Below are 22,652 nucleotides of genomic sequence, written 5' to 3'. Positions count from 1 at the left end.
AACGCCGTTTCTCACTGGACAAATTTTCGGCCCATCTCCACGCTCGCACCATCATTTTTGTTGTCGTGCGCCCACTCATGTCGCTCACGCTCTACGGACACCGTCTTTCCCAGCCCTGCCGCGCTGTTGAAATTCTGCTGCGCGAGCTGGGCCTGGACTACACATGGCAGCAAGTCGATTTCGCGAACGGGGCCACGCACGAGCACTGGTTTGTCGATAACATCAACGCGTTCGAAACGATACCGGCGCTCGTAGCAACAGACGACAAGCCAGGGGCCACACCGACCGACCTACGCCTCGGCGAAAGCCACGCCATGATGCGTTACCTCTGTCGCATCGCGATGGACTGTGACACCGCCCATCGCTGGTATCCAGGCGACCAAGATCCGGCGCGTTCGGCACGCATCGACCAGTGGCTCGACTGGCATCACAACCACGTGCGGCGTCACGATATGTTTCACCACATCATGAACCTGCACCTGACGCTGCCGATGCTTAAACGAGAAATAGATACCGATCTACTCCGGCCAAGGCAGGCGTCGCTCAGAACCAGTCTGGGCACACTCGAGCAACAACTACGCAGCACGACAGCTGACTCACCACTAAGCACGCTTTGCGGCGACACCGAACCAACCATTGCTGACCTGGCGATCGCCAGCGAGCTGTATCAAATCGCAGCCGTCGGCTACCACTTCAACAGCTTCCCAGCCGTGGAAAACTGGCTCGATGCGCTAGTCGGGCGCCCGCATTTTCAGGCCGTATCCGAAGCCATCACCGAACAAGGTCGCACCATTAACGAAAACGATGCAGTCTATCTCCGCCTGGACCACGCATTCGCATAAAACGCGCCATTCGCAATCGACCATAGCTGGCGATGCAAAAGCGTAACCAAGCTCGTATGGCATACGCGAACCCTGAAAATTTCAAAAGCCTCGGCCGGGATGTCACGCCCGACTGATTCACGCGGGCCCGATAGCAGCGTTGAACCGGACCCGGTGCGTTGGCGGGTGCTTTTCGTTTTGCTGATCGCAATATTCATGTCGCTGGTTGGCGTGAGCATCGTCAACGTGGCGCTGCCGTCGATTCAGGAAGGCCTCGGTGCCTCCCAGGCCGATCTGCAATGGGTGCTGTCCGGATACGCACTGACGTTCGGCATTGTTTTGATCGCCGCCGGCCGCGCCGGAGATCTCATGGGCCGCGGCGGCATTTTTATTATCGGTGTCGGCATATTCACGGCCGCATCCGTAGCCTCGGGGGTCGCTCCCAATGCGGAATGGCTCAATATCGCCCGATTCGTCCAGGGCGTCGGCTCGGGGCTTTTGAGTCCGCAAGGCATCGGCATGATCCAACAGTATTTCCGAGGCGCCGAACGGGGTCGGGCGTTCGGATATTTCGGCAGTGTGGTTGGCGTATCAGTCGGCATCGGTCCCGTTCTTGGCGGCTTTTTGATTAAGCTCGGCGGCGTCGACTTCGGCTGGCGGCTAACGTTTCTAGTCAACGTGCCCGCCGGCATCGCGGCCATCATTTTGGCTCTGCGCTGGTTTCCGAAACCCCTGATGAACTTCGGCCCCAAGGGGGCAGCGGGTGAACAAAGCCGAACAATGCGTTCACTGCGTGCGCTGGATCCGATCGGCTCAGCGCTCGCCGGCCTTGCCGTTTTTGCCATCTTATTTCCGTTTGTGGAAGCAAAAAGCTCGGCGCTTACGTGGCTGTTGTTGCTATTCGGCCTCGTTCTGGTCGCTGTCTGGGTGTGGTGGGAGCGGCGCTACGCGCGTCAAGGCCACAGCCCGATGGTCGATCTGCGGCTGTTTTCCACCCGCAGCTTCGCTAACGGCACCATCATCGTGACGTTGTATTTCCTGGGCATGACCAGCATCTGGGTCCTGGTTGCGCTGTATATCCAACAAGGACTCGGCCGATCCGCGCTCGAATCCGGTCTCATTGGCATCCCATCGGCCCTGAGTTCGGCACTCTCGGCCAATTGGGCCGGCAAACGCGTGGTGAGATACGGTCGCAAGCTGGTTATCGGCGGGTTGCTTTTCGCCCTAACCGGCCTCGCGTTGAGCATCCTCATTATTCTGCTGCACGCCAACGGCCACCTGAGCGTATGGTGGCTTTTGCTATCGCTGACGCTGATCGGCGTGGCGCAAGGCACCGTTATCAGCCCAAACCAGACACTGACGCTGGCCGATGTGCCTTTGCATTACGCCGGCAGTTCCGGCGCCATCATGCAGACCGGCCAACGAATTGGCACATCGATCGGCATCGCCATGATCACCGCGGCCGTATTCGCCGCCCTAACCGTGACATCGTGGCCCATCGCGGTCACCGCAGGGTTCATCCTGATCGGGCTCGTCATACTCAGCGCTCTCGGCATGGCATTCAAGGATCTCCACGACCGCGCAAAATCCAGCGCCAGCGACGAGTGAGCAGTCGCCTCGACCAAACACCTACAGTCAACAGACAAAATGAAAGACCTGACGCTATGACCGCGCTATTATCATGCTGATGTGTTATGAATGCTTTAACGTTAAAGCTATTAACGCGGTTATCGAGGAGCTAAGGGCCGCTCCACATTCACAGGAAGAAGATGTATGAACGCACGTTTTAAAACCCTCGCATTAGCCGGATTGCTCGGCCTCATGACTATCGGGTCAGCACAAGCCTTGTCTCTCGACAGCGCGAAAGACAAGGCCGGCGATATGATGTCCAGCGGCGAAGGCGGTGGAGGCGCCAACCTGTTGAGCACGCTTTCCAGCGGCTCCTTCAACCCAGCTAGCCTAACCAACCTGACCGGCGTGATCAGTTACTGCCAGGAGAACGGCTATCTCGGCAGCACTGCTGACGTGGCGAAAAACCAGGTGATGGAAAAGCTTGGCGTTTCCTCTGAACCCACGGACGATAGCGACTACCAGAAGGGCTCGAAAGGTGTCCTGCAAGGTGACAAGCAGTCGTTCAATCTGTCTTCTCTAGGAGACAAAGCCGGCGAGAAAGCCTGCGGCATGGTCGCTGACCAGGCCACGTCCCTCGTCAGCGGATAAACACCTATCCCGAGCCCCGCTCCGGCGGGGCTTTTCTTGCAGCGCGACTTGTCCGCACGGTGCAAGAGAACGGCGCAAGAGTCAGGTCTTACCTTTGGCATTTTTACTGTCGATAGAATTTAAAAAGAAGCGGGCCGAACCCGCTATCTTTCATTACCGTCGTCCTGCCCGGACGCTTCTCTCTGCTGCCCTTCGCAAAATTAAATACCTAGCCCTATTGACGCACTCGGTTGGCCGGCCGAAGGCACAACACTTCCAACCGACGGTTTGTCCTGCTCGATCTTGTCTTGCTGCATAGAGACCTCCGGGACGCGGCGTGAATGTTTTGGCGGTGTGATTCAGCCTCGGTTTTTAACCGGCTCGGCAGCGTCAGCGACCAGCCCCTGTTCTCGGGCCATGCGCCACGCCATCTGGGGGCCATTCCATAGCGAAGGCAGCAATACGAGTGATACAGGTACCGCGGTCACAACGATGAACGATTGCAGTGCCGAAACGCCGCCGGAACCAAGTGTTATGAGAATGGCGGCCATTGTGCCCATGGCAATGCCCCAGAAAATGCGAACTGCGATGGGAGGCTCCTCGTTGGCGGTCATGACGATCGATATGGTGTAACTCATGGAGTCGCCAGTGGTCGCGACGAACACCGTTGTCAAAACCAAAAACAGGATCGATATCAGAAATCCAAGCGGCAAAGTCTGGGTAATGGCCATAAGGGCAGCCGGCAAGTTGAAGCCCTCAAAGGCGTTGGAGATCGAACCGGGTGCAGCCAGCTCATAGGCCACCCCCGTGCCGCCAAGCACGGTGAACCAAAATGTCGTGACCATCGGCGCGAGCACAGACACCGCCAGCACCATCTGGCGCACGGTGCGGCCACGCGAGATTTTGGCTACGAAAATCGCCATCAGCGGCCCATACCCTAGAAACCAGCCCCAGAAGAAAATGGTCCAATTGCCAAGCCAGCTCGGGTCGCCGCGATAGGTCGCCATGGGCAGAAACTGCTGAATATAGGTGCCCAAACCTTGCACATAGGCGTTGAAGATGAACGCCGTCGGCCCGAAGACCACGATGAAAGCCATCAGACTCAGACCAAGAAGTACGTTGAAGCGGCTGAGATTCTCGATGCCGCGACGAATCCCCAGCATTGCCGAGAGCACGTAGACCGCAGTGATGCCGGCAACGACAAGTATCTGAGTGAAAAACACATTGGGAATCCCGAACAGCGTCTGCAAGCCATAGCCGACCTGTAGCCCCAAAAAGCCAACTGGCCCGATCGTTCCGGCCGCGACCGCGAGCACACATACAGCATCGATAACGGCGCCGAACCAACCGCGCATCACGGCATCACCGAATACCGGATATAACAGCGTGCGTGGCAACAGCGGCAGGCCACGATCGTAGTGCAGATGGCTCAGTACGATGCCGGTCAGGCTGGCGAGTATCGCCCACGCGAGAAATCCCCAGTGCATGAACGAGTAAGCCAGCGCATGTACAGCGGTGCTAAAGCCGCTGGTGTCGCCAAAAAGCGGCGGCGGATTAACGACGTGAGCGATCGGCTCGGCGGCCGACCAAAACACGCCACCGCCCGCTAAAAGCGTACACATGATGACCGAAACCCAACGGAACGTGGACATGTCGGTGTCCAACGTGTTGCCGATGCGTGCCCGGCTGACCGGCGACGCCGCCACACCCAGGCCGATGAAGAACGTCGCCAGCAGCAGGATCTGCCAGTAGGCACCGAATACGGCTGCAGACCAACTAAACGCCGTGCTGACCGCGGCCGACATCGCCGACTCATCGATCAACGACACCACGACAAAAATCAGCAGAGGTACGCCGCTTAATACGAAAGCCTTCCAGTTGACGCCCTCAAAGCCGGTGGCCGCCGGCGGCGAGTCGGCACACTCGCTCTCTTTTTCACTTACATAAGTCATGGCCTGATCTCCACATACTGTTATTGCTATTAATGGGTGTCGCTGTACGCCTTTAGCGATTTGTGGCCGTATCAGTAGCTGCGGCGAGCACTCGCAGCCAGTTATCACCCATGACTCGTGCGATGTCGTCGTCACCGAAGCCGCGCGCGGCCAACCCGGCAGTCAAGTTTGGGAAGTCGATGCCGTGGCGCAGCCAAGCCAGCAGTCGCGGCCAGCCGACTTCGGGGACGACCCCGGGCACGTCCGGCCGCCCAGCGACCGCCGCGCATCCAGCGCGACACTTCGGCGGGCAGCGCGATGGCGACGTGAGTCTAACCGCAATGCCTTCGGTTACTATTCAGCTGTTACCCCGGCTACTCGCCACGTTCGCAGCACGCTATCCCAATGCGTGCTTAACGCTACAGCAACGATAGCGCGCCCAGCGTATAGGCGATGATTGCCGAGGGTGAGATTAATCCAGGGATCGTGAGCCTACACGAACCAGATCAATCACTTAATTTCGAACCGCTGACCGAGGATCGTATGGGGTCGCCTGCCGCCAGGATCATCCGATACTCGACGAAGCTAAAACATCCCACAGCTTACCTTGGCACCAACCCTCAGAGCACTAGCTAACCGACCACTATACCACGCAGTTTCTACAGGCCACCGAGGCCAAGACCATTGCCGATGCTGCGACCCATTACACAGTCTCCAACATGATGTCGCTTTGGGCACTTGTTAACGCCGGACTAGGCGCGACCGTACTGCCACAGCTGGCGCTTCCCAGCGATGCCCATCAGCCGTTCTTTTACCCGCTCGAAGGCCCGCCGATCCAGCGCGGCGCAAGAGTCAGGCCTTGCCTTTGCATTTGTTCGCTGTCGATAGTCCAAAAAGAAGCGGGCCGGAGCCCGCTTCTTTCTCGCCGTCGTTCTTTATAGACGTTTCTCTTGTTATTCCCCGCGAGGGTTTTTAGTCCCAGGTCAGCGCGCCGCCGGTCTGGTACTCGGTTACGCGGGTTTCGAAGAAGTTCTTTTCCTTGTTGAGGTCCATCATCTCGCTCATCCACGGGAACGGGTTCTCCGCGCCGGGATAGAGCTCGGTTAGGCCGATCTGGCTGCAGCGGCGGTTGGCGATGAATTTCATGTATTCGTCGAACATGGAAGCGTTCAGGCCAAGTACGCCGCGGGGCATGGTGTCGTGGGCGGATTCGATTTCCAGATGCATGGCTTCGTCGATCATGCGCCGTGCCTCGTCCTGGAATTCCTGCGTCCAGAGGTGCGGATTCTCGATCTTGATCTGGTTGATGACGTCGATGCCGAAGTTCAGGTGCATGGATTCATCGCGCATGATGTATTGCACCTGCTCAGCAGTGCCAGTCATCTTGTTGCGGCGGCCAAAGCTTAAAAACTGCACGAAGCCGGCGTAGAACCAGATGCCTTCGAAGATGACATAGAAGGCGATCAGATCACGCAAGAACTTCTGGTCATTTTCGGGCGTGCCGGTCTTGAAGTCCGGGTCGGACAGACTCTGGGTGTACTGCATCGCCCAGGCGGCCTTGTTATGGACGCTGGGCATTTCGCGATACATGTTGAAGATCTCACCCTCGTCGAGGTTGAGAGACTCCACGATGTATTGGAAGCAGTGGCCGTGGACGGCTTCTTCAAACGCTTGGCGCAGCAGATACTGGCGGCATTCGGGGTTGGTCAGGTGCTTGAAGATGCCGAGCACGATGTTGTTGGCCACCAGCGACTCACTCGACGAGAAAAAGCCAAAGCCGCGCTTTAAGATTTCGCGCTCGTCGTCGGTCAGGCCGTTCGGATCGTTCCAGGTGGCGATGTCCGCAGCCATGTTGACTTCCTGCGGCATCCAATGGTTGGCGCAGCCGGCCAGGTATTTATCCCACGCCCACTGATATTTGAACGGCACGAGTTGATTGACGTCAGCACGGCAGTTGATGATCTGCTTTTCGTCGACCGACACGCGGTCGCCGCCGAGCTCGACCTGTTCGAGACCGGTGACGTTGTCGTCTTCGCTCGTGTCCGCCGTTTGTGCCGACTCGTCGGCGTTGTTGACCGCGAACGGGTCCGGCTCACCACCGGCCGGGTTCGGGTTCGCTGTGGTGCCTGGCTCGGCGTTCGACGTGCCTTCGCGGGGTGTATCTTCGAAGTTAAGCATCGTTGGCTGATCTCGCTGATATTGCAGTTAATCGTTGGTCAATGCGGTGTCTTACTGACACGCCTCGCAATCCGGGTCGTCGATGGCGCAGGCCATCGGCTCTGTGGGTTCAGCCGGCGGCGGCGTGGTCGACGCCGCACTGGCACCGCCGGCCTGTGCGTTGGCGCCGGGCGCCTGACCGTTACCGGCACTCGAACCATTGGCAGCGCCACCGCGCGAGCTACCAACGCCCTGCCCGCTGCCACCGCCAGCGCCGTGCTCGACAGCGTTCAGTCGATGGTCAGTGACCGTGGATTTCTCGGTCTGCGTGGCCGCGGCCGAACGCAGATAGTAGGTGGTCTTCAAGCCTTTCTTCCACGCCAGCTTGTAGAGTTCGTCGAGCTTACGGCCAGACGGCTGGGCCATGTACAAGTTCAGACTCTGGGACTGATCCAGCCACTTCTGCCGCCGCGAACCGCATTCGACCAGCCAGCGCGGGTCCATCTCGAACGCGCACTTGTAGCGGATTTTCAGATCGTCCGGTATGCGGTCGATGGCCTGCACCGAGCCGTCGTAATATTTCAGATCGTTGGCCATGACCGCGTCCCAGAGGTCACGCTGCTTCAGCTCTTCGACCAGGTACGGGTTGGCAACTGTGAACTCGCCGGATAGGTTCGATTTGACGTAGAGGTTCTGGTACGCCGGCTCGATCGATTGGTAAACGCCGGTGATGTTCGCGATGGTCGCCGTCGGCGCGATGGCCATGCAGTTGGAGTTGCGCATGCCGACCTGCTGGATGCGCTTGCGAAGCGCGCCCCAGTCCAGCGTAGCGCTCTCGTCCTGCTCCAGATATTCGTCGCCGCGGGCTTCGCGCAGCAAACGAATGGAGTCGATCGGCAGGATGCCCTGATCCCACAGGCTGCCTTTGAACGAGCTATAGGCACCGCGGGCTTCGGCCAGATCGCTCGAGGCCTTGATGGCGTGGTAGCTGAGTTGCTCCATCGAATGGTCGGCGAAGTCGGCCGCCGCATCGGATTCGTAGGGCACACCCAGCTTATACAGCGCATCCTGAAAGCCCATAAGCCCCAGACCCACCGGGCGATGACGCAGGTTGGAGTCACGCGCGGTCTGGACGCTGTAGTAGTTGTACTCGATGACGTTATCGAGCATGCGCATGGCAGTGTGGATCGTGTCTTCGAGCTTAGCCGTATTCAGCGCGGCGTTGCCATCAGCGCCAGTCTCGACATGCTGCGCCAGGTTGACCGACCCCAGGTTGCAGACCGCGATCTCTTTGCCCGGCGTTGTATTCAAGGTGATTTCGGTGCACAAGTTGGAGCTGTGTACGACCCCCTTGTGCTGCTGCGGCGATCGCAGGTTGCACGGATCCTTGAAGGTGAACCACGGATGACCGGTCTCGAACAGTTGCGACAGCATCTTGCGCCATAATTCGACCGCCGAGATCGACTTGGTGTTGGTAATCTCGCCGGCCGCGGCCTGGGCTTCATAAGCCTCGTAGGCGGCCTCGAACTCGGCGCCGACCAACTCGTGCAGATCCGGCACATCGTTCGGCGAGAACAATGTCCAGTTCTGATCGTTCAACACGCGCTTGACGAACAGATCCGGAATCCAGTTCGCGGTGTTCATGTCGTGCGTGCGGCGACGATCATCGCCGGTGTTCTTGCGGAGCTCGATGAACTCCTCGATGTCCTTGTGCCAGGTCTCCAGATAGGCGCAGACCGCACCCTTGCGTTTGCCGCCCTGGTTCACGGCCACCGCCGTGTCGTTGACGACTTTCAAAAACGGCACCACGCCCTGTGACTTGCCGTTGGTGCCCTTGATGTGAGCGCCCATGGCGCGCACCGGCGTCCAATCGTTGCCAAGACCGCCGGCGAATTTGGACAACAGCGCGTTGTCCTGGACCGACTCGTAGATGTTGTGCAGGTCGTCGGCCACCGAGGTCAGATAACAGCTCGATAGCTGCGGCCGCAGCGTGCCGGAATTGAACAGCGTCGGCGTCGAGGACATGAAATCAAAGCTCGACAACAGCTTGTAGAACTCGATGGCTTTTTCTTCGCGCTCGATTTCGTTGATGGCCAAGCCCATGGCCACGCGCATGAAAAACGCCTGGGGCAGCTCGAAACGGGTTTCGTTAGCGTGGATGAAGTAGCGGTCGTAGAGCGTCTGCACCCCGAGATAGGTGAAGCTAAGATCCCGGTCGGCGATCAAGGCGTCGCCCAGCTGATCGAGATCGAACTCGGCTAGCCGCGAATCCAGCAGCTCACGCTCGATACCGACTGCGATGAAGTCCTTGAAATAAGCGGGATAATGCGCACGCATCTCGGCATGCGTAGCGTAGACCACTTCGCCGTTGGCCAGGAAAGTCAGCGCTTCGTGCCGGCAACGGTCGAGCAGCAGGCGCGCCGCCACAGTACCGTAATTCGGCTCGCTATCGATACGTTGACGAGCGGCCAGAACCAACGCGGTCGAGAGCTCGTTTTCGGTCACGCCGTCGTAGACGTTGTTCAATGTATCGGCGAGCACGGTTTCTTCGACCACGCCATCGACACCCGTGCACGCCTCGCCGATCACACGCCGTAGCCGATCGCGATCCAGCGGCGCAGTAGTGCCGTCGGCGAAGGCGACATTCAGCTCAGACTGATCACCGGTTTCGGCGTCGTCCTGCTGGGCCGCGCGCTCTTGTGCGTGTGCTTCGCGGTAGAGGACGTATTCACGCGCAACTCTGTGTTCGCCGGCGCGCATGAGTGCTAACTCGACCTGGTCCTGGATATCCTCGATATGGGCTGAGCCGCCACCGGGAAGACGGCTGGTAATGGCCTGCACGACCTGTGCCGTTATGCTATCCACGGACTCGCGTACACGGCTGGAAGCTGCCGCCTGCTGGCCTTCGACATCAATGAAGGCCTTGTTGATTGCAACCTTGATCTTTTCGGCGTCGAACGCCGTTACCTTGCCGTTGCGCCGGATGACCTTGGTGCCGCCCGGCGCAGTCGCCGCCAGCTCGGCGCCATTACTACCGCTGTCAGCGTTGGAGGAATGCGCGTCGTCGCGCGTAGGTTCTGCCATCTCGGTGTCCGCCATATAAGTGCCATGAGCCGTTGTGAGCCATCTATTATGGACAATATGCTTGCTACAATATAGTGGGTCAACACCCACTATATTCCGGCATCAAAGTCAACATGTTGTGGCTTACTGTTAAGCACCGGTGGACATTCTGTGGATAACTCGACACCCATTGCCATGGCCCTTATCGCGGCTGGCGTCGCGGTACATACGGCTCAATAACCAAGCGCTGCCTATTGGCGCATCCAACCAACTCGATTTCGTATCATGCACAAGATGTGGGACTGGCTGATTATCGGCGGTGGTATCCATGGCGCTTATGCCGCCGCCACACTGACGCGCGCCGCACCCGAAGCAGCGGTGGCGATACTTGACCCTCGCCCGCCGCTAGCAGCCTGGCGTCAACGCGCCAACGCCTGCGGCATGACCTACCTGCGCTCGCCCGGGGCACACCATCTCGGCGCGCGCGCCGACAGTCTGCGCCGTTTCGCTGCCGAGCACGGCTACGCGGGCCAACATTCACTCGGTGTTTACCAACAACCGTCGCGCGCCCTATTCGAACATCACGCCGATACAATGCTCGCCGACTTATCGCGCATCGACGCCGCGGGCGAGTCGATTACACGCCATGGTGCCACTTGGCTGGTCGACGACAATGCCGGCGATACACACCAGGCGCGGCGCGTGGTTCTAGCGACCGGGCCTAACGGCCTGCATCGGCCGCTGGACGCACCGCATGTCTTCGACGCCGCATTTGAGCTGCCACCAACACCGCAACGACTGGCCATCGTCGGTGGCGGCCTGAGTGCCGCGCGGCTCGCGCTGCATGCCCTCGAGGCCGGGCATGCGGTCCGCTGGCTAACGCGCAAGCAGCCACGCCAGGCGACGTTCGACAGCGATCCCTGCTTTGCCGGGCCGAAATGTCTGACACCGTTTCAGACCGCATCGCTGGCCGAGCGCCGGCGTCAACTCATCGCAGCACGCAATCCGGGTACCTTGCCTCCTTCAGTCTATGCCCACATAACAGCCGAAATCGCATCCGGCGCCATCGATTGGCGGCGTGCGCCCGCTCCGAGATTAACCGACGGCGGGATCGATACGGGCAACAATGCCACGCTCGCCGCCGACGTGGTCGTGCAGGCCACCGGGCTGACAAACTGCCCAGATTCGAGTCATTTGCTCGGCCGAACGGCCGCTCAGTTGGATATGGATTTCGACGCCGACGGCAACTTGGAAGCCGACGATGCGCTACAGATCGCGCCCGGGCTACACGTCGTCGGCCGACCGGCCAGTCTCGTTGTCGGACCCATGGCGCCCAACATCCGTGGGGCGCGCATGGCGGCCGAACGTCTGGCCACCGTCGCGCGCAGCCAGGCACTGGCGGCTTGATTCGGCACTCGGGCCTCGGCAATAGGCCAGCGGTGGGCGACGCCCACTCGTTGCGACGACCAAACGCCTTCGATAGGTCGGTGTCGTTGAGCCCGTGTCGCCGGCCGCACTAAATCAGGCCAGGATCGGCGGCACGCGCTTTAGATAATCGCGGCGTTTGTTCGTCGCCTCCCCGGTCAGTGCAAAACCCACGCAGTCGCCGTTTGTATCGACGAATTCGGCTTCCACCGACGCGCCGTCCGCGGCGTTGATCTGCCATTCACCGGGCCGGTGCAGCGGCGGATAAACCACCACCGGACACTTGTGGGTCTTGATGATGATCGGCAGCGCTGGGTATTTGACCTGCCCCGCCGGCTCGTCCGAACCAGCGGCCAGTGTTTTACCGAGCGTACGGGCGCACTGCATCAGCGGCGCGACGTAGGGGCGCCAGTGGCCGGCAACCTCAGCACAGTCACCAAGCGCATAAATATGCGGATCGCTGGTTGCAAGCGTGCGATCGACAACCACACCGCGATCCACTTCCAGTCCCGCATCGATGGCGAGCTGGCTGACCGGGTTCAAGCCGACCGCCGACAGGACGAAATCGGCGCGAATCACGCTGTTGTCGTCCAGCCACACTTCGAGCGTATCGCCGTCACCGTGGTGGACACCACTGCCTGTTCGGCCGAGCCGATAGTCGACGCCGGCCCCAGCCAGCGCATCCTGAACAGCATGGCCGGCTTCTTTAGGCAGAAACTGCGCCAGCGGCCACTCGACCGGGTCGACAACCGATACATCGTGCCCGGCTGTTACGAGATCATTGGCGAATTCGGAGCCGATCAGTCCGGCGCCCAGGATGACCACGCGCCCCCCGGCCGGAAGGTCATCGCGGAAGATCTGGTAGTCGGCCAGATTGTTGATCTTGTGCACGGCTTCGACGCCGTCGCCGGCCAGGTTTAGCCGGATCGGCTCGGCGCCCATGGCCAGCACTAACCGGCTGTAGGTTAGCGTCTCACCGTCAAGCTGAAGCCGCTTGTCCGCCGGCTCGATCGCCTCAACCTGATGGTGGGCCCGGATTTCGATGTCCAGCTCGGCGGCCATGGTCTCGGCCGACCGCTGCACCAAATCATCCGGCGATTTGCCCACGGCGTAGGCTTCTGAAATATCGGGTTTATAATAAACCGCGCCGTCGTCGCGCGTAATCAGGGTCAGCGGCGTTTGCTTATCGTGCTTGCGAAACTCGCGTGCCACCCCGTAAGCCGCCAGCCCGGCCCCCAGAATAACGACGTGCGGATCGCAATCCGCACGTGATGACTCAGACGTGTCCGTCATGTCCTGTAATCAGGTCCTATTATCCGATTGTGTCATCGCATGGAAGTCGATTTTACTCGACTTCCATCATTTCGAAGTCGTCTTTGGGCGCGCCGCAATCGGGGCACGTCCAGTCATCGGGGATATCTTCCCAACGTGTACCAGGCTCGATGCCTTCGTCCGGCAAACCTTCGGCTTCATCGTAGACAAAACCACATACGATGCATTGCCATTTTTTCATCGTCGCGTTCGCTCCCTGCAAATAAGCGAGTAAGTGTCTTGATGCGCGCTTGGCGCGCGACGCAGGTTAGCAAAACGTTGAAGATTTCGTGGCCAGCATCGCTACCATGACGTGCTGCCACCGCCCCAATCAGTGGCAACGGCTTCGCGCGCCTGCCCGGCCAACGATGTTTATGTCGACCGCCGTATACCGCGAGCTGACGGTACCCGATTTACCGAGCCGAGCGCTGGCTACACTAAACATGGCTTGTATACGTTAGTCTTCGCACGAGTCGAACACGGATCGCCATGCACACGACAGCCCGCTTCGCCGACGCACTAGCTGCCGAGTCGCCGCTGCAAATCGCTGGCGCGATCAACGCTTACGCCGCGATTCTGGCCGAAAATGCGGGATTTCGCGCGCTGTATGTCTCCGGCGGCGGCGTGGCCAACTGGTCCTACGGCCTGCCAGATCTGGGCATGACGACCCGCGATGACGTGCTCGAGGACGTGCGCCGGATCACCGACGTTACGAGCTGCCCGCTACTGGTCGACATCGATACCGGCTGGGGCCAGGCACTGAACATCGCGCGCACGATTCACACGATGGAAAACGCGGGCGCGGCCTGCGTCCACATCGAGGATCAAATCGGGACCAAGCGCTGCGGCCACCGCCCCGGCAAGGCGCTGGTTTCCGCCGACGAGATGGTCGACCGGCTCAAAGCCGCTGTAGACGCGCGCGACTCACTGGGCATCATGGCGCGTACGGACGCGATCGCGGTCGAAGGCACCGAGGCCGCGCTCGAACGCGCCGCGCGCTACGTCGAGGCCGGCGCCGATTATTTATTCGTAGAAGCCGCGCCGGACCCATCGATCTATCGACAATTCGCCGAACTGGGCGTGCCGGTGCTGGCGAATATGACCGAGTTCGGCAGGTCGCCGCTAGTCACCACCGACGAATTGGCCGCCAACGATGTCTCGATGGTGCTCTATCCACTTTCGGCGGCCCGCGCCATGGCCGCGGCGGCTGATACCGTTTACCGTGAGATTCGGTCGCAGGGCACGCAAACCCACGTCGTAGAACAAATGCAGACGCGCGACGCGTTATATCAACACCTAAACTACGCCGCTTATGAACAACGCATCGACCACCTATTCAACAAGCAACAGCATGTCGACGATCAAACGGATTAACCCGGGCGCACAGAGCGCGCATACGCCGCGCTTCGTATTGAGCTGCGCGCTCGTTTTTGTCGTGGGGCTGGTTATGTGGCTTACCAGCGTACCGTCCGCATTCGCCGAGGGCGACCGCGACGCCTGCCAAGGTGCCGCAAGCCCAACCGATAACGGACCGCCGAGCGTACAGTCGATCAACAGTCAAGGCGGACTCATCTACCTGTTCGCGCACCAACAGCAAATCCTCCAGCCGTACGACTGCGCGCGTTACTACATTGCACAAGGCTTGAGTGTCGACACCCGGGATCCACGCCCCGACCATCGGCCACTGACGCCGCTTATGTACGCAATTCGACAAAATGACGCGCGGCTGACCAAGTTTCTGATCCAGCAAGGTGCCGATCTGCACAAGCCCAGCGGCCGTGACCAACTCAAGCCGATGGCCTACGCCTACCAGCTCGCCGTCAAATATACGAGCGTCGACAGAAACGCCGTGATCGGCGTTCTCAACAACGCCATCACCGAGCAGGAACAGCGCAACAAATAACCCCGGCCAACTCTGCCGGGGCTGGCACTAAGTCGTCAGTCGCTTCTGCGCCTCGGCGTAGCGTGCGGCGGTCCCATCGATCACCGACTGCGGCAACTGCGGCCCCGGCGCGGTCTTATCCCAGTCGAGTGTATCGAGATAATCGCGGACATACTGTTTATCGAAGCTCGGCGGGCTGGTGCCCGGCACATAATCGGTCCGCGGCCAGAAACGCGAGGAATCGGGGGTTAGCACCTCGTCGATCAGGGTAAGTCGGCCTTGGGGATCGAGGCCAAATTCGAATTTGGTGTCGGCAATGATGATGCCACGCTCGGACGCATAGGCGGCTGCCCGTCGGTAGAGCGCGATCGCCGTGTCGCGCACTTCAGCAGCGCGCTCGGCACCGATCACACGCTGGACCTCGGCAAAATCCATCGGCTGATCCTTGTCGCCGGCTTCGGCCTTGGTCGACGGCGTAAATATAGGTTCGGGCAGCGCATCGGCCTGGCGCAGTCCAGCGGGCAACTCAATGCCGGATACGCGCCCAGTGGCGCTGTAGTCGCGCCACCCGGAACCAATCAGATAACCACGCACCACGGCCTCGACTGGTAACGGCTCGAGGCGCGCAACTAGCGACGCGCGGCCACCAACCTGCGCGTGATCCTCGGCCGACAGGACATCGGCCGGCGTTTCGGCGACGCGATGATCGCGCACCACGTCGCTGAACTCGTTGAGCCAGAAATCGGTTAGCGCGGTCAGCACCGCGCCCTTGCCCGGAATGGGATTGGGCAGAACGACGTCATATGCCGACAGCCGATCGCTGGTCACGATCAACAGTCGCGTGTCGTCGACAGCGTAAATGTCGCGGACCTTGCCGCGGGCAAGAAGCGGCAGGCTGGCAAGCTCGGACTGGTGAATCGCGTGCGGCGCGGCCGACGCGGGTTCGGACGTATTCAAGGCTGATTATCACTGACAATGAGCAGTCGCCGAGCGTAGACTACATCAGCCAACAAAGCCAGCGCACCGCATGCCCCGTTCGCCACTGCCCCCCGTTATCGCCCCCTCAATCCTGGCCGGTGATCTCGCCCAACTCGGGCCCGAGTCCGAGGCCTCGATCGCCGCCGGCGCGGACTGGATCCATTTCGATGTCATGGACAACCATTTCGTACCGAATCTGACCTTCGGCCCGCCGGTCGCCCGCTCTCTGAAAACGCATCTCGAGGCGAGCCATCCCGATACGCCGCTCGACGCGCACTTGATGGTGCGACCGGTCGATCCATTGATCGAGGCCTTCGCCGCGGCCGGCGCCGATTCAATCACGTTTCACCCCGAAGCCAGCGACCATGTCGACCGCAGCCTGCGCATCGCGCGCGATGCGGGCTGTCGAACCGGTCTCGTGTTCAACCCGGCTACGCCGCTGGAATGGTTGAAATATGTGCTGGATCTGGTCGACATCGTGCTGATCATGTCGGTCAACCCTGGTTTTGCCGGCCAACGCTTCATCGAATCCATGCCCGCCAAGATCGCCGAAGCGCGCGCGATTATCGACGCCAGCGGTCGCCCCATCCGATTGCAAGTCGATGGCGGCATCAAGGCGGACAACATCGCCACCGTCGCCGAAGCCGGCGCCGACACGTTCGTAGCCGGCTCGGCGATTTTCGGCCAGCCGGACTACACCGCCGCCATAAGCGATTTGAGACAACGCATTGCGACAGCCAATGCATAGGCAATGCGTGTCCGGCGCGCTACACTGAGCAGGCGCCCGGCCATCAGAGCGCAACAGGATGACACGGTTCCGAAGCACAAGCCGCTCACACAAGCAACGCCCGGCTCAGCCAAGCCGGCGATGGCGCCGCACCAACTGGCGGCTTTAAAGCCGAGGTGTGGCCGGCGCCCGGGCAATCCGTGCGCCGGCAGGTTTGTATCGATCCGGACTGTGTAATGACAACAACCCAAACGCCCGCCAGCGACCGCATCCCGCTCGTGGTCGAAGCCTTCGCCGACCTCGACACGCCGCTGTCGACCTATCTCAAACTGGCCGACGCACCCAACTCGTTTCTGCTCGAATCCGTGCAGGGCGGCGAACGCTGGGGTCGCTACTCGATCATCGGCCTGCCCTGCGACGAACAGATCCGCGTTTTCGGCCACACCATCCTCCATGAGCGCGGCGACGAGGTTATCCAACGCGCGGACGACGTCGCTGATCCGCTGGCCTGGATCCAGGCATTCAACGACGCCCGTCCTCTACCGAACATCCCTGAACTGCCACGTCTTACCGGCGGGCTCGTCGGCTATTTCGGCTATGACACGGTGCGCTATATCGAGCCGCGGCTGGCCGGTGTCGACAAACCCGACCCACTCGATCTGCCGGACATTTATCTACTCGTTGCCGACGAGCTCGTCATCTTCGACAACCTGGCCGGCAAGCTCTACTGCATCGGCCATTACGAGCGCGGCGACGAAGCCGGCTATCAACGGCTCGCGGCACGCCTCGATGAGCGCGTGGAACGCCTGAGTCAGCCTCTGTCGGCGGCTGAGCGCGGCGGGCCGAATGACGCCGCCACAACACCCGGCGACAGCACGTTTCGCTCCGGCCTGACCCAGGCTGGCTATGAAAATGCCGTCACGTGCATCCGCGAGTATGTTCGCGCCGGCGATGTGATGCAGGTCGTACCCAGCCAGCGGCTGTCGGCCGGCTTCCACGCCGAGCCATTATCGCTGTATCGCGCGCTGCGTGGCTTGAACCCATCGCCGTATATGTTCTACTTCAACTTCGGCGATCACTACGTTGTCGGTGCATCACCCGAGATTTTGGTCCGCGCCATGGACGGCGAAATGACCGTGCGTCCTATCGCCGGCACCCGACCGCGCGGCCACGACGCCGAGGACGACGCGCGACTCGCCGATGAGCTGCTCGCCGATCCCAAGGAGCTCGCCGAACACCTGATGCTCATCGACCTCGGCCGCAATGACGTTGGGCGCGTATCCGAACCGGGCAGCGTGCGGCTCACCGAGCGCATGGCCATCGAGCGCTACTCACATGTCATGCACATCGTGTCGAACGTCGTCGGCCGGCTGGCACCGGGCTACCGGCCCATCGATGCGCTTAAGGCCGCATTTCCCGCAGGGACGCTGTCAGGCGCGCCCAAGATTCGAGCAATGGAGATCATCGACGAACTCGAACCCGTCAAACGCGGCGTCTACGGAGGCGCGGTCGGTTATCTAGCCGGCAACGGCAGCATGGATTTGGCGATTGCCATCCGCACCGCCGTGATCAAACAAAACGAGATTCACGTCCAGGCCGGCGGCGGCATCGTGGCCGATTCAGACCCGGCAACCGAGTGGACCGAAACCATGAACAAGGCACGCGCAGTGATGAAAGCCGCAACGCTTGCCGAAGCCGGACTCAATCCGCGCCACGTCGAAACCGGACCGACGGATACCAAGGGGTGCAAATGATCTTGATGATCGAGAACTACAAGGGTCCCTGAGACGCTCTTCCGGAACTTGTTTATCTTCCACACTCTGCAGCCGCTCGGGTCGTTGTTCTCATCCGTGAACTTCAAGCAACAGCCCAACCCCTCGATGGCGGAGCCATGGCCGACGTCGCACTCCAAGTGCTGCGGTCGCGCAATGGGGTCCTATGTCACCTTCAATGGGATATCGAAACCTTTACTGACGACGACGGGGCGCGACTAGCTGATCTCTACGAACGAGCTTGCAGTCAACTAGCTTCTCCGCACAAGTCCACATTTGCAGTGCTGCACGAACTCCGATCCGCATATATTCATCCCGTCTAGCCGACCCGCCGGTTCCTCACTGATTCCACTAGATGTGACACCTTGGCAGACGCGTCTAGCCTTAACACCGGACAGTGGAGGGAGGACAGCCACTCTTCGTGGCGGCGACGACTGCGGCCTTCGAAATCATCATCGTCATACCGTCGCGCCCAGGCGATAAACTCTTCGTGATGTGATCGGCGGTCCCCGCCGGTCTCAATCCTAGGTCCGTACCGACGTTTTTCCCGCGACTGGAGTCGACAGAGACGGACCGCTGGATCGAGCTCCAGAAAGATCACGGCTTGCAGCCGATCGACGATTTCCGATCCCCATTCCATGACTGAACCGGAGAGGACCCAGGCGGGCCGTGGCAGAAAAATTTGACGCATCAGATGCACACGATTCTGGCAATTCCGCTTGATCGTATACGGTTGCTCAGTCGGAACCCAAAAGTAGTCGTCCACATCAGCGTGTGGGACGGACCAATGCGCTGCCAGCGCCATACCGAGAGTCGTCCGAGCCACTTGCCCCGGTCACCAACAGTCTACAAGCGTCCATGGCGCCTCCCCCTAGTGGTCTCCGGCTGCTCTCGCACCGTTTCCCGAGCCCGGTGCTGCTTCGTCGCTACTTTGTGTGCTAGCTGTGATCTTTCAGTGGTCGCCGGCTATTCTAGCTTTCTCATTTGGCTGGATATCAGCTCGGTGAGAATATCGATCCCCCGTGTGGCCACTTTGTTGGACTCAAGCGCCGAATTTAGCCGAAGACAATTCTTGAACTCGCCGTCAGGTGAAAACAACTCGCCCGGAGCAAACGTAACGTGTCTCTCTAGGGCGCAAGACAGCAACTCGCTTGTGTCGATGTACTCAGGCAGCTCGACCCAGATCAGGAACCCGCCATGCGGCCGGCTGATCGAAACGGAAGCAGGAAGCTTTGCCTCTAGCTGTGCGACAAACCCGCGCCTGCATCGCTTATACCCCTGGGCGGCGATATGCATATGCCGATGAATGTTCGCCGTTGATAGATAATTTGCGAGCGTGAGCTGGGCCGAGGTATTGATCGAAACCGAAGCAAGATACTGCTGATACCGAGCTTCCTCGCGACGTTCGGGTGGCACCAACACCCACCCGACACGCAGGCCAGCGGAGATCGTTTTCGTGGCCGAACTGCAGTAGTAGACCATGCCTGACTGACTCCAACTCTTGAGCGGCCGCGATCGTCGCCCCGACGCTACAAGCTCCCCATAGACATCGTCCTCGATGATGGGTGTTTCGTATTTCTCCGCCAGTCGCACCAGCATCCTTTTCTTCTCCTCGGAGAGCGTGACCCCCATTGGGTTAGAGATGGTCGGAATCACAGCGATCGCCCTCGGATTCCATCGCTTGAGCGCTTTCTCAAGCAGTTCAAGCGAAATGCCGGTCTGAGGGTCAGTGGGTATAGGCAATGCTTTGAGCCCGCGTTGCTCCAACACCTCTAGCAACCCGTAATAGGTCGGTGATTCAACGGCCACGACATCCCCGGCCTTACACACCAATCCCAAGGCGAGCGTGAGCGATGCTTGGCAGTCATTTGTGATAACCAGATCATCTGGCGAGACTTCGCAAGATGCCAGGCTGAGCCGTCTCGCGATTTCTGCTCGCAGTTCGAACGCGCCGGGGGAAACGCCTGCGTCATACACCGCCGGCGAGCCGTATGCCAGATTCGGCTGCTGGCTTTGGCGATCGCACCGCTGGGCATGAATTCAGGATGCGGTGATGCGGCGCCGAAGTTCGTCATATCCGGCTCTGCAGCGGCGTCCAGCATCCGCAATATCCGATCGCGGCCGGATACAGGGACAGGCGTCTCCGCCTCGGACGAAACGCTCGGTAAGGCAGGGCCCGTTCCGGCAGAGAGGACGAAAAAGCCAGACCGGGGCCGGGCCTCGATCACACCGCGGCGTTCAAGCTCATGGTAGGCCCGAACGCAGGTAGACACGCTCAAATCCTTTTCAACGCTGATGCGGCGGACCGAAGGCAATCTGGTGCCCAGTTGGTACACACCAGTTTCGATCAGATGGGCGAAGTTATCCGCCAAACTCTCGTACAGCACTGCACCCCCTCATTGCGACTCAGGGCAACTGTACCGCGCGCACGCCGTCAATCTGTGCCTATACGGCACAGATGAAAATTCCGAGTATGGATTCTTAGCTTCCCAGTTCTTGCCCAGATGTTCGACGCTCAGCTTGGCGGTTCCGATTCACTTGGCTCCCCCTTTGATGATTCTGAATTCACCGCTCTATTTCAGGAGTTGAACCAAGCCGAGCAACCACCGAGTCGTATCTATACGGACGCACGTTGGCTCGAGCGCGAAAGAACGTCTATTTTTCATAACGCCTGGCACTTCTCCTGCCTCGGTACCGATATTGAAGTGGACATGGAGACATCGCGCCAAACAGTTGCCCTGGCCCCGGAGGATCGGGACAGCGGTTTTACGTTTAATCCTGCTGCTTACGGTATCCGGCTCGAAGGTACGCACTTCTCGATCGTGCTCCCCGGTTTCTTCATCGTCATGGCTCAGGACTGCATGTGGTGGATTCAGAAGACCACCATCAGCGCGACGGAAGTAGAAGTCGATGTGAGCTACTGCTTTCCCACTGAAACGATCAAGCGAACCGATTTCGCCGACGTTCTTGCTCGTTACATGAAGCGTCTCGACCAGGTCATCAAAGAGGATGACGACATCGTCGAGTATCAACAGAAAGGACTGAATGCCCATGTCTCAGGCCGATATACGAGCCATGAGGCTATGGTGCATTCACTGGTTCGGCGCTATGTCGAAATAGCACTGCGCGGCGACTATCCACAATACAGCGGTACTCACGCGTCATGAACGTCCGAGCTCAACAAATGCTCGGGTATTCGCTGCTATCCGTCGCGTTCTTCATCGGCTTTTTTCACCGGTTCGCACCAGCAACATTCGCCGAGCCCATCGCACGAACATTCGACGTGGGCAGCACGGCACTCGGCGGGCTCGCCTCGATGCATTTCTGGGTCTACACCCTAATGCAGATTCCGGCCGGGATGATCGTGGATCGGTATGGGATCCGGGCGCCCGCAAGTGTCGGTACGGCGCTGGTCAGTGTCGGCGCCGCGGTTCTCGCCTTGGCGCCTTCGTTCGCTTTCGCCATGTGCGGGCCCGCTTTGGTCGGTTTCGGTCTGTCGATCGTGTTCGTCAGCGTGATGAAGAACAACGCGATCTGGTTCACAGGGCAACGATTCGGCTTCGTTACGGGCTGCACGATGCTCATCGCAGCAATGGGCTCGATCGCCTCTGAAGCGCCCGCCGCGCTACTGCTCAGAATCAGTCCTTGGCAGCCCATCTTCCTTGTCCTTAGTGCGCTCAGCATCGTTCTGGCAGTTCTCATCGGTCTTTTCTGGCGACCACCACCCGCCGATAGCTTCGGGCACCCCGACCCCGCGACCGGCAACAAGAAAGACCGACTCGGAAGTTTCGCTACGATGCGCTCGGTGATCCGTCGGCCCCAGATATGGCTGATTATGCTGGCCATCTCAGGCACGAACGGAACGTTCTACGCTTTCGCGGGACTATGGGGCACCCCACTTCTGACCCATAGCTTTGGCTTCGAAAGAGGCACGACCGCGTTAGCGATGACCTTATCGTTATTGCCCTACGGCTTCGGCTCTCTCTTCGTCGGGCAACTCTCCGACAAGTTACGGACCCGCAAGGCCTTCATCATCGCGGCATCCGGCGTCAGCGCGCTGTCCTGGGTCTGGCTCGTGTTCGCCAACGCTAATACGCCGCTCGCGGCCTGGATCTGTTTCGTACTGCTGGGCCTTTCGAGTTCGCAAGTCGTCGTGTCTTTCGCGGCAGTGAAAGAAAGCGTGCCGGCCGAATCAACCGGGACTGCTCTGTCCCTAGTGAACATGGGTGTATTCCTTACGACGGCGGTAGTCCAGTTCGGTTATGGCTGGCTCGTGGCCTCGGCGGCAACGGGCCATACCCTGACTGGGGATGTATACCGCGTCGCGCTCTGGCTGCCGGCAGCGATAAGTATCGCCGGACTGCTAGGCGCTTTGAAGGTCGTTGA

General features: G+C 60.0%; 19 protein-coding genes. 10 read left to right on the top strand and 9 right to left on the bottom strand.

Annotation, left to right across the window (positions count from 1 at the left end; genetic code table 11):
• Positions 1–77: 77 nt before the first annotated feature.
• The 3 genes from HKX41_00095 to HKX41_00085 all read left to right on the top strand — a co-directional run bounded on the left by HKX41_00095 (position 78) and on the right by HKX41_00085 (position 3,041).
• On the top strand, positions 78–842 hold the full coding sequence (locus HKX41_00095) for a glutathione S-transferase family protein (GenBank protein NNC22559.1): 765 nt from the start codon (positions 78–80) through the stop codon (positions 840–842).
• A 99-nt stretch (positions 843–941) separates the two neighbouring features.
• Positions 942–2,429: an MFS transporter gene (locus HKX41_00090; GenBank protein ID NNC22558.1), complete on the top strand. Its 1,488-nt coding sequence runs from the start codon at positions 942–944 to the stop codon at positions 2,427–2,429.
• Between the two features lie 165 nt (positions 2,430–2,594).
• Positions 2,595–3,041, top strand: a complete 447-nt coding sequence (locus HKX41_00085; protein ID NNC22557.1) for a DUF2501 domain-containing protein — start codon at positions 2,595–2,597, stop codon at positions 3,039–3,041.
• A 338-nt stretch (positions 3,042–3,379) separates the two neighbouring features.
• On the opposite strand, the gene HKX41_00080 is transcribed toward HKX41_00085, so the two are convergent.
• The 4 genes from HKX41_00080 to HKX41_00065 all read right to left on the bottom strand — a co-directional run bounded on the left by HKX41_00080 (position 3,380) and on the right by HKX41_00065 (position 10,207).
• A complete protein-coding gene (locus HKX41_00080) occupies positions 3,380–4,972 on the bottom strand; it encodes a BCCT family transporter (GenBank protein ID NNC22556.1) in 1,593 nt (530 codons plus the stop codon).
• 52 nt (positions 4,973–5,024) lie between these two features.
• Entirely contained in the window at positions 5,025–5,309 is a 285-nt protein-coding gene (locus HKX41_00075; GenBank protein NNC22555.1) for a hypothetical protein, read from the bottom strand.
• Positions 5,310–5,923: 614 nt separating this feature from the next.
• A complete protein-coding gene (locus HKX41_00070; GenBank protein NNC22554.1) occupies positions 5,924–7,129 on the bottom strand; it encodes a ribonucleotide-diphosphate reductase subunit beta in 1,206 nt (401 codons plus the stop codon).
• Between the two features lie 51 nt (positions 7,130–7,180).
• The gene (locus tag HKX41_00065) at positions 7,181–10,207 is read right to left on the bottom strand and encodes a ribonucleoside-diphosphate reductase subunit alpha (protein NNC22553.1); all 3,027 of its coding nucleotides are present in this window, start codon (positions 10,205–10,207) and stop codon (positions 7,181–7,183) included.
• A 249-nt stretch (positions 10,208–10,456) separates the two neighbouring features.
• On the opposite strand from HKX41_00065, the gene HKX41_00060 reads away from it, so the two are divergent.
• Positions 10,457–11,578 (top strand): FAD-dependent oxidoreductase, encoded by a 1,122-nt coding sequence (locus HKX41_00060; protein NNC22552.1) that lies wholly within the window; start codon positions 10,457–10,459, stop codon positions 11,576–11,578.
• A gap of 114 nt (positions 11,579–11,692) precedes the next feature.
• Here the strand turns inward: HKX41_00060 and HKX41_00055 are convergent, their stop codons facing one another.
• Positions 11,693–12,889: an FAD-dependent oxidoreductase gene (locus HKX41_00055; GenBank protein NNC22551.1), complete on the bottom strand. Its 1,197-nt coding sequence runs from the start codon at positions 12,887–12,889 to the stop codon at positions 11,693–11,695.
• A gap of 52 nt (positions 12,890–12,941) precedes the next feature.
• Positions 12,942–13,109, bottom strand: coding sequence for a rubredoxin (locus HKX41_00050; GenBank protein ID NNC22550.1), 168 nt, complete (start codon positions 13,107–13,109; stop codon positions 12,942–12,944).
• Between the two features lie 287 nt (positions 13,110–13,396).
• Between HKX41_00050 and prpB the strand changes: the two genes are divergently transcribed.
• Positions 13,397–14,281 carry a methylisocitrate lyase gene (gene prpB / locus HKX41_00045; protein NNC22549.1) on the top strand — a complete coding sequence of 295 codons (885 nt, stop codon included), beginning with the start codon at positions 13,397–13,399 and terminating at the stop codon, positions 14,279–14,281.
• The gene (locus HKX41_00040) at positions 14,259–14,810 is read left to right on the top strand and encodes a hypothetical protein (protein ID NNC22548.1); all 552 of its coding nucleotides are present in this window, start codon (positions 14,259–14,261) and stop codon (positions 14,808–14,810) included. Before prpB ends, HKX41_00040 begins: the two co-directional genes overlap by 23 nt.
• A gap of 27 nt (positions 14,811–14,837) precedes the next feature.
• Here HKX41_00040 and HKX41_00035 read toward each other — a convergent pair whose 3' ends face one another.
• Positions 14,838–15,746, bottom strand: a complete 909-nt coding sequence (locus tag HKX41_00035) for a phosphoribosylaminoimidazolesuccinocarboxamide synthase (GenBank protein ID NNC22547.1) — start codon at positions 15,744–15,746, stop codon at positions 14,838–14,840.
• Positions 15,747–15,816: 70 nt separating this feature from the next.
• Here HKX41_00035 and rpe point away from each other — a divergent pair, with 70 nt between their 5' ends.
• Both rpe and HKX41_00025 read left to right on the top strand, forming a co-directional pair.
• Positions 15,817–16,515, top strand: a complete 699-nt coding sequence (rpe, locus tag HKX41_00030) for a ribulose-phosphate 3-epimerase (protein ID NNC22546.1) — start codon at positions 15,817–15,819, stop codon at positions 16,513–16,515.
• Between the two features lie 215 nt (positions 16,516–16,730).
• Positions 16,731–18,248, top strand: a complete 1,518-nt coding sequence (locus HKX41_00025) for an anthranilate synthase component I (protein ID NNC22545.1) — start codon at positions 16,731–16,733, stop codon at positions 18,246–18,248.
• Positions 18,249–18,585: 337 nt separating this feature from the next.
• Here the strand turns inward: HKX41_00025 and HKX41_00020 are convergent, their stop codons facing one another.
• Both HKX41_00020 and HKX41_00015 read right to left on the bottom strand, forming a co-directional pair.
• Positions 18,586–19,071, bottom strand: a complete 486-nt coding sequence (locus tag HKX41_00020) for a hypothetical protein (GenBank protein ID NNC22544.1) — start codon at positions 19,069–19,071, stop codon at positions 18,586–18,588.
• A gap of 161 nt (positions 19,072–19,232) precedes the next feature.
• The gene (locus tag HKX41_00015) at positions 19,233–20,243 is read right to left on the bottom strand and encodes a PLP-dependent aminotransferase family protein (protein NNC22543.1); all 1,011 of its coding nucleotides are present in this window, start codon (positions 20,241–20,243) and stop codon (positions 19,233–19,235) included.
• A 527-nt stretch (positions 20,244–20,770) separates the two neighbouring features.
• Here HKX41_00015 and HKX41_00010 point away from each other — a divergent pair.
• The gene (locus HKX41_00010; protein NNC22542.1) at positions 20,771–21,433 is read left to right on the top strand and encodes a hypothetical protein; all 663 of its coding nucleotides are present in this window, start codon (positions 20,771–20,773) and stop codon (positions 21,431–21,433) included.
• Positions 21,430–22,652 (top strand): MFS transporter (locus HKX41_00005; GenBank protein ID NNC22541.1); only part of this gene is annotated, 1,223 nt, incomplete at its 3' end. The genes HKX41_00010 and HKX41_00005, both read left to right, overlap by 4 nt.

Origin of the sequence: Salifodinibacter halophilus, assembly GCA_012999515.1 — a bacterium.
Taxonomy (GTDB): Bacteria; Pseudomonadota; Gammaproteobacteria; order Nevskiales; family Salinisphaeraceae; genus Salifodinibacter; species Salifodinibacter halophilus.
This window is presented reverse-complemented; position numbering and strand designations above follow the sequence as displayed.